This window comes from Methylovorus mays (assembly GCF_020531915.1).
GTDB classification, from domain to species: Bacteria; Pseudomonadota; Gammaproteobacteria; order Burkholderiales; family Methylophilaceae; genus Methylovorus; species Methylovorus mays.
On record NZ_JAJAVG010000008.1, the window covers coordinates 385,331 to 400,486 of the forward strand.

Genomic DNA, 15,156 nt, shown 5'->3' on the forward strand with positions numbered 1-15,156 from the left:
CCAGAGTAATCACGACAAATTGATGGGTTTTGCCGCGCCAATGAAATTCCTAACGTCAGCGTTGGATATAACTATAAGGCTCTCCTGGTGCACAAAACTGGCGGTGCTGATCTGCCTTTTCACGCCACCTGCATTGGCTGATGCCCAAAAAATCAACCTGCAGCTCAAATGGCATCATCAGTTCCAGTTTGCAGGCTACTACGCGGCCCAAGCCAAGGGGTTCTATAAAGACGCCGGGCTGGATGTCAACATCATCGAGGGCGGCCCGGACAGGCCGGCACTGGATGCTGTGCTGTCCGGCAAGGCGGAATATGGCGTAAGCGATGCCGACCTGCTGCTGGCCCACATGCATGGCAAGCCCGTCGTCGCCATGGCGGCCATCTTCCAGCACTCCCCTTTCATCATCGTCAGCCGCGAAGACAGCAATATTCACCGTCTGGCCGACCTCATGGGCAAATCGGTCATGATGAAACATGACCTCAGCGCCGTGCAGTTTGATGCCATGATGCTGAAAGCCGGGCTGGATCCTGCCAGCGTGCGTTTTGTCACGCACACCGGCAAGCTCGATGACCTGATCAACGGCAAGGTGGATGCCATGTCAGCCTATTCCACCAACGAACCCTACCGCTTGCGCGCACGCGGTATTGAGCCCGCCATCATCAGCACCATCGATTACGACGTGGATTTTTATGGTGACACCCTGTTCACCTCACGTAACGAAATCGAGTCGCACCCGGACCGGGCTGATGCCTTCCTGAAAGCAACCCTCAAAGGCTGGCGTTATGCCTTTGACAACCCGGAAGAAATTGCCGACCTCATCCTGCAATTACCCGGTGTAAAACAGAGTGGCGCCACCCGGGAATTGCTGCTGGCAGAAGCCAAAAGCATGCGCCCGCTGGTCATGCCCGATATCGTGGACATGGGCCACATGAATACCGAGCGCTGGAGCCACATCGCCCAGCTGCTGACCCGCTTGAAACTGGCGCCGAATAACTACCAGCCGCGCAAGTTCATCTACCATTACTCCACTACGCCGAATAACCTCAACACCCGCTGGATTGCGTTTGGTATTGCCGCCCTGCTGCTTTGTGTGATGCTGGTGATTTTGTGGAATGTGCAGATGCGCCGTCAGGTGCGCATGCGTACCGAGGCGCTGCACGCAGAAATTGCCCGCCGCGAACAAACCGAAGCCTACCTCAAGATATCCAGCCGCATGGCACGTGTGGGCAGCTGGGTATTGAGCCTGCCGGAAAAAAACATCTACTGGTCAGACGAAGTGCGGGATATTCACGAGTGCCCGTCCGACTTTGCGCCGACGATGGAAAACACATTGGCGTTTTATCCGGAAGAGTGGCGCAGTCGTATTGTGCAGGCCCTGGAGGAATGCATGCAGCACGGCACAAGCTTCGACGAGGAGCTGCCCATCCTCACCTGCAAGGACAAGCTCTTGTGGGTGCGCATCATTGGTCAGGCGGTCGTTGACGGGCATGGCAACATCACCCGTCTCGAGGGCGCGATTCAGGATATCAGCGCACAGAAAGTGGCCGAAAGCCGCATTCAACATCTGGCGTTTTATGACTCACTGACCAGCCTGCCCAACCGCCAGCTGTTCATAGACCGGCTGGAACATACCCTAGCTTATTCGGCGCGCACCAGCAAATCCGGCGCGGTGCTGTTCATCGACCTGGATAACTTCAAAACCCTGAATGACACCATGGGCCATGACCTGGGGGACATGCTGCTGCAGCAGGTGGCCATGCGTATTGCCGGCTGCCTGCGCGAAAGCGATACCGTGGCGCGCTTTGGTGGCGATGAGTTTGTGGTGCTGCTGCATGAGCTGAGCGGCAATCACCAGGAAGCCGCCGCCCAGGCCCGCCTGGTGAGTGAGAAAATTCTGATCAGCTTTGCCCACCCGTTCCAGTTCAGCGGCTATGAGCATCACACCAGCGCCAGCATAGGCGTCACCCTGTTTGATCAGCAGCCCACCACCGTGGATGAAATCCTCAAGCGCGCCGACCTGGCGATGTACCAGTCCAAAGCCGCTGGCCGTAATGTCATCCGCTTTTTTGACCCAGAAATGCAAGCGCTCATCGCCGACCGCGTCGAGATGGAAGAGGATCTGCGTAACGGTCTGCGTAATGACGAGTTCTTCTTGTGCTATCAGCCCCAAGTGGATAATCAGGGCCGCCTGCTGGGCGCTGAAGCGTTGCTGCGCTGGCGCAACCCCAGACGTGGCATGATCCCGCCCAGCACCTTTATCCCATTGGCAGAAGACAGCGGCCTGATTGTGAGTGTGGGCAACTGGGTCATGTATGCCGCCTGCAAACAGCTGGTGCTATGGGCACAGCAACCGCTGACGGAGAAGCTGACACTGGCGGTGAATGTCAGCGCCAAACAGCTGCGCCAGATGGATTTTGTCGATCAGATTGTGGAGGTGCTGAATGTCACTGGCGCCAACCCCAAACGTCTCAAGCTGGAGCTGACCGAAAGCCTGATGGTGAACAATATTGAAGATGTGATCGCCAAGATGACCGAACTGAAGAATCTCGGTGTTGGCTTTTCGATTGACGACTTCGGCATCGGCTATTCGTCGCTGTCTTACCTCAAGCTGCTGCCGCTGGATCAGCTCAAGATTGACCAGTCGTTTGTGCGCGATGTGCTCACCGACCCCAACGATGCCGTGATTGCCCGCACCATCATTGCGCTGGGCAAAAGCCTGAACCTGCAGGTGATTGCGGAAGGGGTGGAAACACTGAGTCAGCGCGAGTTTCTGGATAACTATGGCTGCGATGCCTACCAGGGTTATCTGTTCAGCAAACCCGTACCCGCGGATGAATTTGAGCGGGATGTGGTGCAGACCTTCGAACACTTCTAGATTCCCCGCCAAGCGCATCGGCATGACGGGCTGACGCCGCCTTGGTCAGCGCCGCCCGACCAGCATCTCAGCCCGCGATAACGGGCGCATCGGCGCCATGATCCGCAAAGCGCAATGAAATGCGCAGCCCGCCTTCCGGCGTGGCGTCCTGCATCTGGATGGTGGCACCATGCACCTGGGCAATTTCCAGCACAATGGCGAGACCGAGACCGCTACCTGACTGCTTGGTACCCACCACACGATGAAAGCGCTCGAACACCTTTTCGCGCTCATCCTCCGGAATCCCCGGCCCGTCGTCTTCCACGCTCAGTACAAAACCTTCCGCATCGCGCAACAGGCTCACCGTCACGCGGCCACCTTCATCGCTATAGCGTATGGCGTTGTCCACCAGATTCGAAAGCATCTCCTCCAGACTGGTGGCATCGCCCAATACCCAGGCATGCGCAAGCTCGCTCTCAAAACCCAGGTCTATATTCCGGGGCAACGCCAGGGAGACCAGATCCCCCGTTACATGCTGCGCCAGCGCACGCAAATCCAGCACATGCATCTGGATGGCCCGCATCACCTCAGGCTCGGCGCGCGCTAGTATCAGGAGCTGATTGACCATATGCACCAGGCGCTCGGTACTGATGGCAATATTGCCCAGACTTTTTTGCAGGGCCTCGGGATTGGTTTCATATTGCGCGAGTTCGGTCTGCGCCATGACCCCCGCCAACGGCGTGCGTAACTGGTGCGCGGCATCGGCAATAAAGCGGTTCTGCGATTCCAGCAAGCGTTGCACCTGCTGCATGAGCTGATTGATGGATTCCACCAGCATGCTCACCTCTTCCGGCACCTGTTTCAACTGTACCGGGCTGAGATCACGCGCGGTGCGCTGGGCCAGAGCGGCGTGCAGATCCCACAACGGACGCAAGCCTCGCCCAATGCCAAACCACATCAGCACCACGGCCACCACCAGCAGCAGCAATTGCGGAATCAGTATCCCCAGCAATATCTGGCTCGCCAGATGCTGGCGCTGATTGCGCGTCTCTGCCACCTGAATGCGCACCGGCGCATTGCCTTCTTCCGTCGCGATCACCACCGGCATGGAGACGACGCGCACATCGTGGCCATTCACCAGGCCCGCGCCGTAATACATGGTGTTGTGTTGTCCTTTCAGCGGCTTCAGGTAAGGCAGCACGCGGTCGCCTCCCATGAAGTGACCTTGCTGATCGTACACGCTGTAATACATGACATCCTGCTGACTGGAGAGCAGCATGTCGCGCACTTCCGGCTTCAGTTCCACCTGGGCGTGGTTAAGGCGATTCTGAATAAGGATCTGCGAAACATCGTACGCGGTTTCATAAAGCGCATGGTCGAACGCCTTGCGCAGGAAGTGCAACGAGATGCGATAAAGAATGGTGGAATCGACCGCGATCAAGATCAGCAATGGCACCAACAGCCATTTAAGCAACTGCCGCCGTACAGAAAAGCGCGACTTCATGCGGGCTGTTTTTCCAGGAGATACCCCAGGCCACGCACCGTGCGTATCATGATGCCGTAGGGTTCCAGCTTTTTGCGCAGGCGGTGAACATACACCTCAATGGCATTGTTGCCGACATCCACATCCCAATTGCAGAGATTTTCCACCAGCGCTTCCTTGCTCACCACGCGCCCGCTGCGCAAGATCAGCGCTTCCAGCACGCTCAATTCGCGCTGAGAAAATTCCACCAGCACGCCATCGACCGTCACCGTTCTATCCTTGCTGTCAAAGCGCATGGCGCCAAAATCGATATAAGACGTCACCACCTGATGACTGCGCCGTATGTGTGCCCGCAGCCGCGCTTCCAGCTCGGGCAGTTTGAATGGCTTGGTCAGGTAATCATCCGCGCCCAGGTCCAGCCCGTGCACCCGGTCATCCAGCCCCTCGCGTGCCGAGAGTATCACCACCGGCACCAGCTGCTTGCGCTGACGCAAACGCCGCAGCACCTCCATGCCGTCCATGCGCGGCAAACCCAGGTCCAGCACCACGGCATCGTAAACCTGCTCATGCAGCGCCACATCCGCCTGCTGACCGTCCTGCGTCCAATCCACCGCATAGCCGGATTTGATCAGCGAGCGATGTATGGCATCACCAAGTACGGCGTCGTCTTCCACTAGCAAAACCCGCATGACGATCCCCTTGCCAAAATAAACCAAAAGCGTATTTCCGCCGACTTACAGTCGGCTTACATTATCCAATCTTAACACTCGTCCAGCTGAACTCAGCCTCAGCAGCGCTGGAAAAACCTGCATTTCCTTCGCATGTCCGCCTGCGCTAAACTGCCTGTTCTTTCATTACATGCAGTGAAAGGAGTATGTCGCATGACAACAGGTACCGTGAATTTGCATCGTGTATTTCGGGCTCCACCGCAGCGTGTGTATCAAGCGTTTCTCAATGCAGACGCCCTGGCAAAGTGGCTGCCTCCCTATGGCTTCACCTGCAAGGTTCATCATCTGGAAGCCAAAACCGGTGGCACCTTCCGCATGTCGTTCACCCACTTCAGTTCGGGAAACCAGCATGCCTTCAGCGGCGAATATCTGGAGCTGGTTCCTGACACCAAACTGCGCTACACCGACCGCTTTGATGATCCCAACCTGCCTGGCGTGCTGGAGGTCACCGTCACCCTGACCGGGGTCTCATGTGGTACGGACATCACCATCCAGCAAACGGGCATTCCCGCCGCGATCCCGGTCGAAAGTTGCTACCTTGGGTGGCAGGAATCGCTAGCCCAGCTCGCCACGCTGGTAGAGCCCGATATTCCGGGATAGCAGACAAGGCCGCCCTGTAGATAATGCTTACCTCCGATTTTGATTTAGTATTCACTCATCCCTACATGCAGACTCGTTGGTAGTCCACCAACAACAATACATCAGGCCTCTTACATGAAACACCTACCGTTATTGATCACCAGCTGGTTATTTTGGTCATTTGCCTTGCACGCGCACGCATCAGAAGCCTACATGGGGCAGTTTCTTTATCAATATGAAGGCGGAAATGTGTACCGGGTAACGGTAAGTGATGCCAAGTCCATGGCATGGAAATGCATCGCTGGCTCGGAAAAAGGCGCGCATGGAACCGAAACACCTGAGCGCTTCAAGGTGGATGACAATATCTACTTTGCCACATGGCGTGAGAAGACAGGCATTAACGTCACTCAAGTCATCGACCTGAAAAACATGAAGGTGTACTCCACCATCATTGATGGCAAAGAACGTTATGTTCTCTCGGGCAAGATTGTGCGGGAAAAGTGATGTTTGCCCATCGGACCTGAGCGCCCGGCAGACATGAAAAAAGCCCGTTGAACTGAATCAACGGGCTTTTTGGTATTGGCGGAGTGGACGGGGCTCGAACCCGCGACCCCCGGCGTGACAGGCCGGTATTCTAACCAACTGAACTACCACTCCATTCGTTAAGGATTTGGTGGGTGCTGACGGGGTCGAACCGCCGACATTCGCCTTGTAAGGGCGACGCTCTACCAACTGAGCTAAGCACCCGTTTCCTCACGAAGGCCCGCATATTACACAAGGCCGGGCCGTTTGCCAAGTACAACGTGCAAGCTTTATCTTGAAGCGCCATTGGGCAGGGTGGTGCGCGTTTGCACCAGGTCGCTGGTTTCGAACAAAGCCGCGGTCCAATCAATGAAGGCGCGCACCTTGGACGACAGGTGGCGATTTTGCGGATAGAGCACATACAGGGGCAGGTTTTCCGACAAATGGGTACCCAGCACGACTTGCAACTCGCCACTGGCAATGTGCTCCTGCACCATGAAGGTCGCCGCCTGAAAAACGCCTAGCCCGGCCAGGCAGGCGGCGAGACAGGCGTCGCCATCGTTGAAGATCATTTTTCGATGGCTGGACACTTCATAGCGCTGACCTTCGCCTTCAAAGTCAAACTCGTAGACCTTGCCGGTTTTGGACGAGAAGTAATGGATGCCGGTATGGCGCTCCAGATCGCGAGGCTGCAGGGGGATACCATGTTTGCGCAGATAGCCTGGCGTAGCGCAGGTAACAAAGCGCAATGAGGCGACGCGCCTGGCCACCAGCGATTGATCCAGCGGATCACCTCCGCGAATCACGCAATCAACCCCTTCTTCCAGCAGATCTACCGGGCGATCATTGCAGCCCATTTCAAGGATGATGTCGGGGTATTTTTCCGTAAAGTCGGGTAATGCGGGAATCAGGATGCGCCGCCCGATGGAGCCCGGCACATCTACCCGCAGCCGCCCACTGGGCCGCGATGTGGCCTGCCGCAGGGCGGCCTCGGTTTCTTCCAGTTCATTCAATAGCGCCACGGCCCGCTCGTAATAGGCGGCGCCGTCCGTCGTCACACTCACATGCCGTGTGGTGCGGTTGAGCAATTTCACGCCCAGCCGATTTTCCAAAGCCTGTACCTGGGCAGAAATCGTGGTTTTGGGGAGATTCAGCGACAAAGCCGCCTTGGTAAAACTCGCCAGCTCCACCACACGGGTAAAGGCCTGCATCGCTTCAAACCTGTCCATTGCCATGTTTACACCCCCATTGTCCCGATTTATTGCACAGTGATTCTTATTTTAGCCTATTTATCTGGTTTTATGCTCAATATAAAGTGCGACTAACAACTTTTGCAGTCTTCATTTTTAAAACTTCAAGGAGCTTCATCATGGCAAACAAACTGATCAACAAGGTGGCAGTGATTACAGGTGCATCCAAAGGCATAGGCGCTGGCATTGCCAAGCTCTATGCAGCAGAAGGCGCCGCCGTGGTTGTTAACTATGCCTCCAGCAAGACGGGGGCTGAACAAGTCGTTGCTGAGATCACCGCCGCTGGCGGCAAAGCGATTGCCGTGCAGGCCGATGTCGCCAAGCAGGCCGATATCCAGCGCCTGTTTGCTGAAGCAATCAAGACTTACGGCAAGGTCGACATTCTGGTCAACAATGCCGGCGTTTACGAATTCTCCCCGCTGGAAGCCATCACCGAAGAACACTTCCACAAGCAGTTCAACCTGAATGTCCTGGGCCTCATCCTCACCACCCAGGAAGCCGTGAAGCACTTTCCCGAAGCAGGCGGCAGCATCATCAACATCAGCTCTGTCGTCTCCAGCACGTTTGCACCGGCACAAGGTTCGGTTTACAGCGCCACCAAGGGCGCGGTGGATGCCGTGACGCGCTCGCTCTCCAAGGAGCTGGGCCCTCGCAACATCCGCGTCAATGCCATCAACCCTGGCATGGTCGAAACCGAAGGCCTGCATAGCGTGGGATTTGCCGAAGGCGAATTCCGCAGCCACATCGAAAGCCAGACACCGCTGGGCCGCATTGGCCAAGTGCAGGATATCGCGCCTGCAGCGCTTTTCCTGGCATCCGACGATGCCGCCTGGGTCACGGGTGAACCGCTGTTCATCTCCGGTGGCCTGCGTTAAACCCGCCGGAAAGATCCCTCGCCAACGTTCAGGAACAGCCGTTAAATGAAACCCGTATCCGATCATCAACCAAGCCAGCCGTGGAGCACCAGTTTTATCTCTGCGCATACCGACCGCCTGGTCGGTATCCAGGTCTTTGGCCATGGCAAGCATGAACTCGCCAAACCGGTGATCGTGTACTTTCACGGCGGGCTATTCAACTGCGGCTCGGTGGAAGATGCCTCCGGACTGGCGCGCATGCTGGCCAACGATTGCGTCGTGGTGTGCGTGGATTATCCGCTGGCGCCGCAGCTGCACTTTCCCGACACTGTGGAAGTGGTATTTGATGCCACGCAATGGGTACACAAGCAGGCAAAAAAACTGGGCGCTGACCCCAAACAGCTGTTTGTCGCGGGGGATCAGGCCGGTGGCAATCTGGCAGCCGTCGTGGCCATGATGGCACGCGACCGTGGTCTTGGCCGCGGCAGCCACCTCAAGGGACAAATACTGATCAACCCCATGCTGGATCCGGGGCAGTCCACCCTGTCCATGCGCGCAGCCGAAGACTGCCCGTGCCGCAAGGCCTGGGCAGATTATCTGCCAGTGGCGAGCGATGCCTTGCACCCGTATGCCGCACCTTTGCATTCCAAACGCCTGGCCGAGCTGGCACCGGCGTTGATCCTGACCTCCGACAACGAACCCTTGCGCGATGAAGCCGAGCTCTATGCCTCACGCCTCATCGCGGCAGGTGTCTCGGTCAAGGTGCGCCGCCTGTCATGCCAGAAAGAGAAAGACAGCCTCGCCAGTCCTCGCTGTCAGGGCTTTCACGAGGTGACACAACTTATCACCCAATTCATCACCGAGATGGCATAGCCAGCGCACACCAGCCAATCGCCAGCTCACGTTTCAAGAGTTCACCATTTTTAAAAACAGGGAGTTACACATGAACGCAGCATCCCCCCGCTTTAACCGCAAACTGATATGGCTGGCCCTGGGCGTGGCGCTCATCGGCACGGCAGGCATAGTCTCGCACAACAGCCAGGCCGCCCGACCTGCAGCCACCGCTGCCGCCCCCGCCCCGGTGACAGTTGCCACTGTCATTGAAAAATCCGTCATCGAATGGGATGAGTTCTCTGGCCGCGTAGAGGCGGTGGAATATGTGGAGATACGTCCGCGCGTGACCGGCACCATTGATGTCATTCACTTTCGCGATGGACAACTGGTGAAAAAGGGCGACCTGCTGTTCACCATAGACCCACGCCCATTCCAGGCTGAACTCGCCCGTGCCGAAGCCGACAAGGCCAGCGCTGAAGCCGCCCTTGAGCTGGCCCGCACCGAGCAGGAGCGTACCCGCCGCCTGATCGAAGACCGCGCCGTGGCCCAACGCGAACTGGATGAACGCAACAACACCTATCTGGTGGCCAACGCGCGCCTGAAAGCGGCCGAAGCCGCCGTGATGACCGCCCGCCTCAATCTGCAATACACCGCCATCACCGCGCCGGTGAGCGGCCGCGTATCGCGCGCTGAAATCACCGTGGGTAACCTGGTCGGCCCTACTGGCAACTCCCCGGCGTTGACCACGCTGGTGTCCGTATCGCCCATGTACGTGAATTTTGAAGTGGATGAGCAAACCTACGGCCGTTATCTGGCCCATGGTGCTGGCAACAACGCCCATAGCGATCGCATTCCCGTCGCCATTGGCCTTGCCAGCGAAACCGGCTATCCGCATCAAGGCCAGATCCGCTCGTTCGATAACCGCCTGGATACCGCCTCGGGCACCATCCGCGTGCGTGCCGTGCTGGATAACCAGGATGGCGCGCTGACGCCCGGCATGTATGCCCGCGTGCGCACCGGCGGCGGTGGCGAGAAGCCCGCGCTGCTGATTGACGACAAAGCCATAGGCACCGATCAGGACAAGAAATTCGTGATGGTGGTGGATGCCGACAACAAGGCCAACTATCGCCCGATCAAGATCGGCCCCATGGTGGAAGGCATGCGCATCGTGCGTGAAGGCCTGAGCGCCGGTGAACGCATCATCGTCAATGGCTTGCAGCGCGTACGCCCGAACGATGTCGTGGCGCCCACACCTGTCGTCGAATCGCCTGCTGCGCCAGCAGCCAAATCGGCCAGTCTCGTACCCGCGCCCACCAGCGCGGCTGCCAAGAAAATCCGCATCTGAGTCGGCACCACTGACCAGTACAGGGAGAATGTAACGTGAATATATCCAGATTTTTTGTGGACAGGCCGATCTTTGCCGGCGTGCTGTCCGTTCTTATTTTTATCGGCGGCTTGATCTCCATGTTCAACCTGCCGATTTCGGAATACCCCGAAGTCGTGCCGCCGTCCGTCATCGTCAAGGCGCAGTTCCCCGGTGCCAATCCGCAGACCATCGCGGAAACCGTGGCAGCGCCGATTGAAGAGCAGATCAACGGCGTGGAGGGCATGCTGTACATGGCATCGCAAGCCACCTCCGATGGCCTGATGACATTGACCATCACCTTCAAGCTTGGCACCTCGCCCGACTTGGCGCAGCAACTGGTGCAAAACCGCGTCAACCAGGCCTTGCCCCGCTTGCCAGAAGAAGTGCAACGGCTGGGGGTGACCACGGTGAAAAGCTCGCCCGACCTCACCATGGTCGTGCATTTGCTGTCGCCTAATGGTCGCTACGACATGACCTACCTGCGCAACTACGCTCTGCTGAATGTGAAAGACCGGCTGGCGCGTATTGAGGGCGTAGGCCAGGTGCAACTGTTTGGCGCCGGCGATTACTCCATGCGCATCTGGCTGGACCCGCGCAAGGTGGCCGAGCGCAAGCTCACCGCCAATGATGTGGTCACCGCCATCCGCCAGCAGAACGTGGACGTGGCAGCCGGTGTGATCGGCGCATCGCCGTCTCTGCCTGGCACCGATTACCAGATTTCGGTGAATGCGCGCGGCCGTCTCAATACCGAAGAGGAGTTTGAGAATATCGTCATCCGCACCTCGTCCGATGGCGTGGTCACGCGCCTGAGCGATGTTGCCCGCGTTGAGCTGGGTGCCAGTGAATATGCCCTGCGTTCGCTGCTGGATAACAAATCCGCCGTCGCCATTCCGATCTTCCAGGCACCGGGTTCCAACGCCCTGCAGATTTCGGAAAACGTGCGCAAGACCATGGCCGAGCTGCAGGAAGACATGCCCGAAGGTCTGGAATACCACATCGTGTATGACCCCACGCAGTTCGTCCGCGCATCCATTCATGCCGTGACCGAAACGCTGCTGATCGCCGTGGGTCTGGTGGTGCTGGTGGTGATCATCTTCCTGCAAACCTGGCGTGCTTCCATCATCCCGCTGCTGGCGGTGCCGGTGTCGGTCATCGGTACCTTTGCCGTGATGATGGGCCTGGGCTTTTCCATCAATACGCTCAGCCTGTTCGGGCTGGTGCTGGCGATTGGTATCGTGGTGGATGACGCCATCGTGGTAGTGGAAAACGTGGAGCGCAACATCGAGCGCGGTCTCTCGGCCAAGGAAGCCACCTATCGCGCCATGCGCGAAGTGTCCGGCCCGATTGTCGCCATCGCGCTCACCCTGTCGGCCGTGTTTGTACCGCTGGCGTTTGTGAGCGGCTTGACCGGCCAGTTCTTCAAGCAGTTTGCGCTGACCATCGCCATCTCCACGGTGATTTCGGCATTCAACTCGCTGACGCTGTCACCCGCGCTGGCCTCGCTACTGCTGAAGCGCCATGACGAAAAGAAAGACGCGTTCCAGCGCACCATTGACCGTCTGTTCGGCTGGTTCTTTGTACGCTTCAACCGCGTGTTCCATCGCGGCTCGGAAAAGTACGGCAATGGCGTCACCGGCGTGTTGCGCCACAAGAGCGTCATGCTGGTGCTGTATGGCGCGCTGATCGGCTCCACCATGCTGCTGATCCATCTGGTGCCTACCGGCTTTATTCCGGCACAGGACAAGCAATATCTGGTGAGCTTTGCGCAATTGCCGGATGCCGCCTCGCTGGATCGCACCGAAGACGTGATTCGTCAGATGAGCGAGATTGCGCTCAAGCATCCCGGCGTGGAATCCGCCGTGGCCTTCCCTGGCTTGTCGATCAACGGGTTCACCAACAGCCCCAACTCCGGCATTGTGTTTGCCACGCTGAAACCGTTTGATGAGCGCAAGGGCGCGGACCAGTCCGGCTTTGCCATTGCCCAGCAACTGAACCAGCAATATGCCAGCATCCAGGGCGCGTTCATTGCCGTGTTCCCACCACCCCCGGTACAAGGTCTGGGCACCATAGGCGGCTTCAAGTTCCAGATTCAGGATCGTGGCGCGCTGGGCAATGTAGCGCTCAACGATGCCCTGCAGGCCTTTATGGAAAAAGCCCGCAAGGCGCCTGAACTGGCCGGCATGTTCTCCAGCTTCCAGATCAATGTGCCGCAACTGTATGCCGATGTAGACCGCACACATGCGCAGCAGCTGGGCGTTTCCATCCCGGAAGTGTTCGACACGCTGCAGATTTACCTGGGCTCGCTGTACGTCAATGACTTCAACAAGTTTGGCCGTACCTACCAGGTGCGTGTGCAGGCAGATGCGCCTTTCCGGGCGCATGCGGAAGACATTGGCCTGCTCAAGACCCGCAATGCGCAGGGCGATATGGTGCCGCTAGCTTCGGTGCTGAAGATGACGCAAAGCTACGGCCCAGACCGCGCCATGCGTTACAACGGCTTCCCGTCGGCTGACGTGAATGGCGGCGCGGCGCCCGGCTACAGCACAGGTGAAGCACAGGCCGCGGTGGAACGCATTGCCGCTGAAACCCTGCCCCGTGGCATCGGCTTTGAGTGGACCGAGCTGACCTATCAGGAAAAGATTGCCGGCAACACGCTGTTCGTGATCCTGCCGCTGTCCATCCTGCTGGTGTTCCTGGTGCTGTCTGCGCAGTATGAAAGCCTGACCCTGCCGCTGGCGGTGCTGCTGATTGTGCCCATGGGCCTGCTGTCTGCCATCTTTGGCGTGTGGCTGACCAATGGCGATAACAACATCTTCACCCAGGTAAGTCTGGTGGTGCTGGTCGGCCTTGCGTGCAAGAACGCCATCCTGATTGTGGAGTTTGCCCGCGAGCTGGAGCTGGAAGGCCGCAAGATTTATGCAGCCGCCATTGAAGCCGCCCGCCTGCGCTTGCGCCCTATCCTCATGACCTCCATCGCCTTTATTGCAGGCGTGGTGCCTCTGGTGGTGTCCACTGGCGCGGGCTCCGAAATGCGCCATGCCATGGGGATAGCCGTGTTTGCCGGGATGATAGGCGTGACGGTATTCGGCCTCTTCCTCACCCCTGTGTTCTACGTACTGATTCGTACCATGGTGACCAAATGCCAGGACTTCGGCCATGCGCATCACGCTGCCGCACCTGCCATTGAACCAGCACCTGCCTTAGAGAAAGGAACCCAAGAATGAACAAGCACAGCCTGAAACTCAGCTTGCTGGCAACAGCGCTGGTGCTGGCCGGATGCTCCACCGCCAAGCCGCCGGAGCAGATCAACCTGCAACTGCCAAACCAGTATCGCGAAACCGCGCAGCTGGATGGCGCCTGGCAAGCAGGCAACCCGGCCGACCACATTGACCGTGGCGCCTGGTGGACGGTGTTTAACGATACCGAGCTGAATAACCTGATCGAAGCGGCTACCGAAAGCAGCCCGACACTGGCCATCGCGCTGGCGCGGGTAAAAGAAGCCCGCGCCAATGCCGGCGTGGTCGACGCTGATCGCAAGTTCCAGCTGAATGGCGGCGTGGGCCCCACCCGCCAGCGCGATCCGGATACATCGGCCAATACCGAGTGGCGCGCCCAGGTAAATGCCTCGTATGAGGTAGACCTGATCGGCCGCCTGTCTGACCAGAGCCGCGCCGCCCGCCTGGATGCGCAAGGCCAGGAGGCCGCCTATCGCTCGGTATTGCTGGCGCTGCAGGCCGATATTGCCCAGCAATATTTCACGCTGCGCGCACTGGATTCGGAGCTGGAGATTCTGCGCAAGACCATAGACCTGCGTCAGGAAGAGCTGCGCATGGTGCAGCGACGCTTTGACCTCGGCGATATCGGCGAGCTTGACCTTGCCAAGGCCAAAACCGAGCTGGCCACTGTGCAAGCCGAACAGGAGTCGGTCGTGCGCAACCGCGCGCAGCAAGACCACGCGCTCGCCATTCTGTTGGGCAAAACCCCGGCCGAATTCACCCTGGCTGCAGCGCCCTTGCAACTCAACGTAGTGCAGGTGCCGGTTGGCCTGCCATCACAATTGCTGGAGCGTCGCCCGGACATTGCCCAGGCACAACGTGCGCTTGCCGCCGCCAGTGCCCGCGTGGGTGCAGCCAAGGCCGCGTTCTTCCCACGGCTGGTGCTCACCGGCACCGGCGGTTACGAGTCGGACGAACTGCATGAGCTGTTCAAATGGTCCAGCCGCAGCTGGTTGCTCGGCCCTCTGGTCGGCACCGCGCTCACGCTGCCCATCCTCGATGGCGGCCGCAACAAAGCCAACCTGTCACGCGCCGATGCCGTTTATGAACGCGAAGTCGCCAACTACCGGCAACAAGTGCTCGTCGGCTTTCAGGAAGTGGAAAACAACCTGAGCGGCCTGCGCACGCTGGACCGGCAGATCGACTACCAGCGCCAGGCTATCGCCTCCGCCAGCGTCGCCGAGCGCCTCGCCAACACCCGCTACAAAAACGGCTCCGCCAGCTACTTTGAAGTCATCGACGCGCAACGCACCAGCCTCTCCGTGCAACGCGCCGAAGTGCAAACCGCCGGGCTCAGAATGCTGACGTCCGTGGGCTTGATACGGGCACTGGGTGGGGGATGGTCGGACACACCAGAAAAGTCCTCATGATGTAAACGGACTGATGTAAAAACAAAGGTGCAAGAGACTGA

Annotated in this window: 11 protein-coding genes and 2 tRNA genes; 8 read left to right on the plus strand and 5 right to left on the minus strand. The window is 58.5% G+C overall.

What is annotated here, in order from left to right; all coding sequences use genetic code 11:
• The first annotated feature begins 22 nt into the window (after nt 1-22).
• On the plus strand, nt 23-2,875 hold the full coding sequence (locus LG203_RS12295; RefSeq protein WP_407665405.1) for an EAL domain-containing protein: 2,853 nt from the start codon (nt 23-25) through the stop codon (nt 2,873-2,875).
• A gap of 67 nt (nt 2,876-2,942) precedes the next feature.
• Here the strand turns inward: LG203_RS12295 and LG203_RS12300 are convergent, their stop codons facing one another.
• Both LG203_RS12300 and LG203_RS12305 read right to left on the minus strand, forming a co-directional pair.
• Entirely contained in the window at nt 2,943-4,358 is a 1,416-nt protein-coding gene (locus LG203_RS12300; protein WP_230346026.1) for a sensor histidine kinase, read from the minus strand.
• Nucleotides 4,355-5,026, minus strand: coding sequence for a response regulator transcription factor (locus LG203_RS12305; RefSeq protein ID WP_230346027.1), 672 nt, complete (start codon nt 5,024-5,026; stop codon nt 4,355-4,357). Before LG203_RS12305 ends, LG203_RS12300 begins: the two co-directional genes overlap by 4 nt.
• A 192-nt stretch (nt 5,027-5,218) precedes the next feature.
• Between LG203_RS12305 and LG203_RS12310 the strand changes: the two genes are divergently transcribed.
• Nucleotides 5,219-5,665 carry an SRPBCC family protein gene (locus LG203_RS12310; RefSeq protein ID WP_230346028.1) on the plus strand — a complete coding sequence of 149 codons (447 nt, stop codon included), beginning with the start codon at nt 5,219-5,221 and terminating at the stop codon, nt 5,663-5,665.
• A 114-nt stretch (nt 5,666-5,779) separates the two neighbouring features.
• The gene (locus LG203_RS12315; protein WP_230346029.1) at nt 5,780-6,148 is read left to right on the plus strand and encodes a MoaF-related domain-containing protein; all 369 of its coding nucleotides are present in this window, start codon (nt 5,780-5,782) and stop codon (nt 6,146-6,148) included.
• A gap of 76 nt (nt 6,149-6,224) precedes the next feature.
• On the opposite strand, the gene LG203_RS12320 is transcribed toward LG203_RS12315, so the two are convergent.
• From LG203_RS12320 to LG203_RS12330, 3 genes are all read right to left on the minus strand, one after another.
• Nucleotides 6,225-6,301, minus strand: a tRNA-Asp gene (locus tag LG203_RS12320).
• Between the two features lie 14 nt (nt 6,302-6,315).
• Nucleotides 6,316-6,391 (minus strand) — tRNA-Val (locus LG203_RS12325).
• A gap of 65 nt (nt 6,392-6,456) precedes the next feature.
• The gene (locus tag LG203_RS12330; protein ID WP_230346030.1) at nt 6,457-7,401 is read right to left on the minus strand and encodes a LysR family transcriptional regulator; all 945 of its coding nucleotides are present in this window, start codon (nt 7,399-7,401) and stop codon (nt 6,457-6,459) included.
• A 134-nt stretch (nt 7,402-7,535) separates the two neighbouring features.
• Between LG203_RS12330 and LG203_RS12335 the strand changes: the two genes are divergently transcribed.
• The 5 genes from LG203_RS12335 (at nt 7,536) to LG203_RS12355 (ending at nt 15,115) form a co-directional block, all read left to right on the plus strand.
• On the plus strand, nt 7,536-8,291 hold the full coding sequence (locus tag LG203_RS12335) for an SDR family NAD(P)-dependent oxidoreductase (protein ID WP_230346031.1): 756 nt from the start codon (nt 7,536-7,538) through the stop codon (nt 8,289-8,291).
• A gap of 45 nt (nt 8,292-8,336) precedes the next feature.
• Nucleotides 8,337-9,143: an alpha/beta hydrolase gene (locus tag LG203_RS12340; protein ID WP_230346032.1), complete on the plus strand. Its 807-nt coding sequence runs from the start codon at nt 8,337-8,339 to the stop codon at nt 9,141-9,143.
• Nucleotides 9,144-9,213: 70 nt separating this feature from the next.
• The gene (locus tag LG203_RS12345) at nt 9,214-10,449 is read left to right on the plus strand and encodes an efflux RND transporter periplasmic adaptor subunit (RefSeq protein ID WP_230346033.1); all 1,236 of its coding nucleotides are present in this window, start codon (nt 9,214-9,216) and stop codon (nt 10,447-10,449) included.
• A gap of 35 nt (nt 10,450-10,484) precedes the next feature.
• On the plus strand, nt 10,485-13,694 hold the full coding sequence (locus LG203_RS12350; RefSeq protein WP_230346034.1) for an efflux RND transporter permease subunit: 3,210 nt from the start codon (nt 10,485-10,487) through the stop codon (nt 13,692-13,694).
• Nucleotides 13,691-15,115 (plus strand): efflux transporter outer membrane subunit, encoded by a 1,425-nt coding sequence (locus LG203_RS12355; protein WP_230346035.1) that lies wholly within the window; start codon nt 13,691-13,693, stop codon nt 15,113-15,115. The genes LG203_RS12350 and LG203_RS12355 overlap by 4 nt, the downstream gene beginning before the upstream one ends.
• Nucleotides 15,116-15,156 lie beyond the last annotated feature (41 nt).

What these genes read in the sequence shown, in the direction of transcription:
- LG203_RS12295 (WP_407665405.1), top strand. Translation starts at nt 23, where the DNA reads ATGGGTTTTGCCGCGCCAATGAAATTCCTAACGTCAGCGTTGGATATA.
- LG203_RS12300 (WP_230346026.1), bottom strand. Translation starts at nt 4,358, where the DNA reads ATGAAGTCGCGCTTTTCTGTACGGCGGCAGTTGCTTAAATGGCTGTTG.
- LG203_RS12305 (WP_230346027.1), bottom strand. Translation starts at nt 5,026, where the DNA reads ATGCGGGTTTTGCTAGTGGAAGACGACGCCGTACTTGGTGATGCCATA.
- LG203_RS12310 (WP_230346028.1), top strand. Translation starts at nt 5,219, where the DNA reads ATGACAACAGGTACCGTGAATTTGCATCGTGTATTTCGGGCTCCACCG.
- LG203_RS12315 (WP_230346029.1), top strand. Translation starts at nt 5,780, where the DNA reads ATGAAACACCTACCGTTATTGATCACCAGCTGGTTATTTTGGTCATTT.
- LG203_RS12330 (WP_230346030.1), bottom strand. Translation starts at nt 7,401, where the DNA reads ATGGCAATGGACAGGTTTGAAGCGATGCAGGCCTTTACCCGTGTGGTG.
- LG203_RS12335 (WP_230346031.1), top strand. Translation starts at nt 7,536, where the DNA reads ATGGCAAACAAACTGATCAACAAGGTGGCAGTGATTACAGGTGCATCC.
- LG203_RS12340 (WP_230346032.1), top strand. Translation starts at nt 8,337, where the DNA reads ATGAAACCCGTATCCGATCATCAACCAAGCCAGCCGTGGAGCACCAGT.
- LG203_RS12345 (WP_230346033.1), top strand. Translation starts at nt 9,214, where the DNA reads ATGAACGCAGCATCCCCCCGCTTTAACCGCAAACTGATATGGCTGGCC.
- LG203_RS12355 (WP_230346035.1), top strand. Translation starts at nt 13,691, where the DNA reads ATGAACAAGCACAGCCTGAAACTCAGCTTGCTGGCAACAGCGCTGGTG.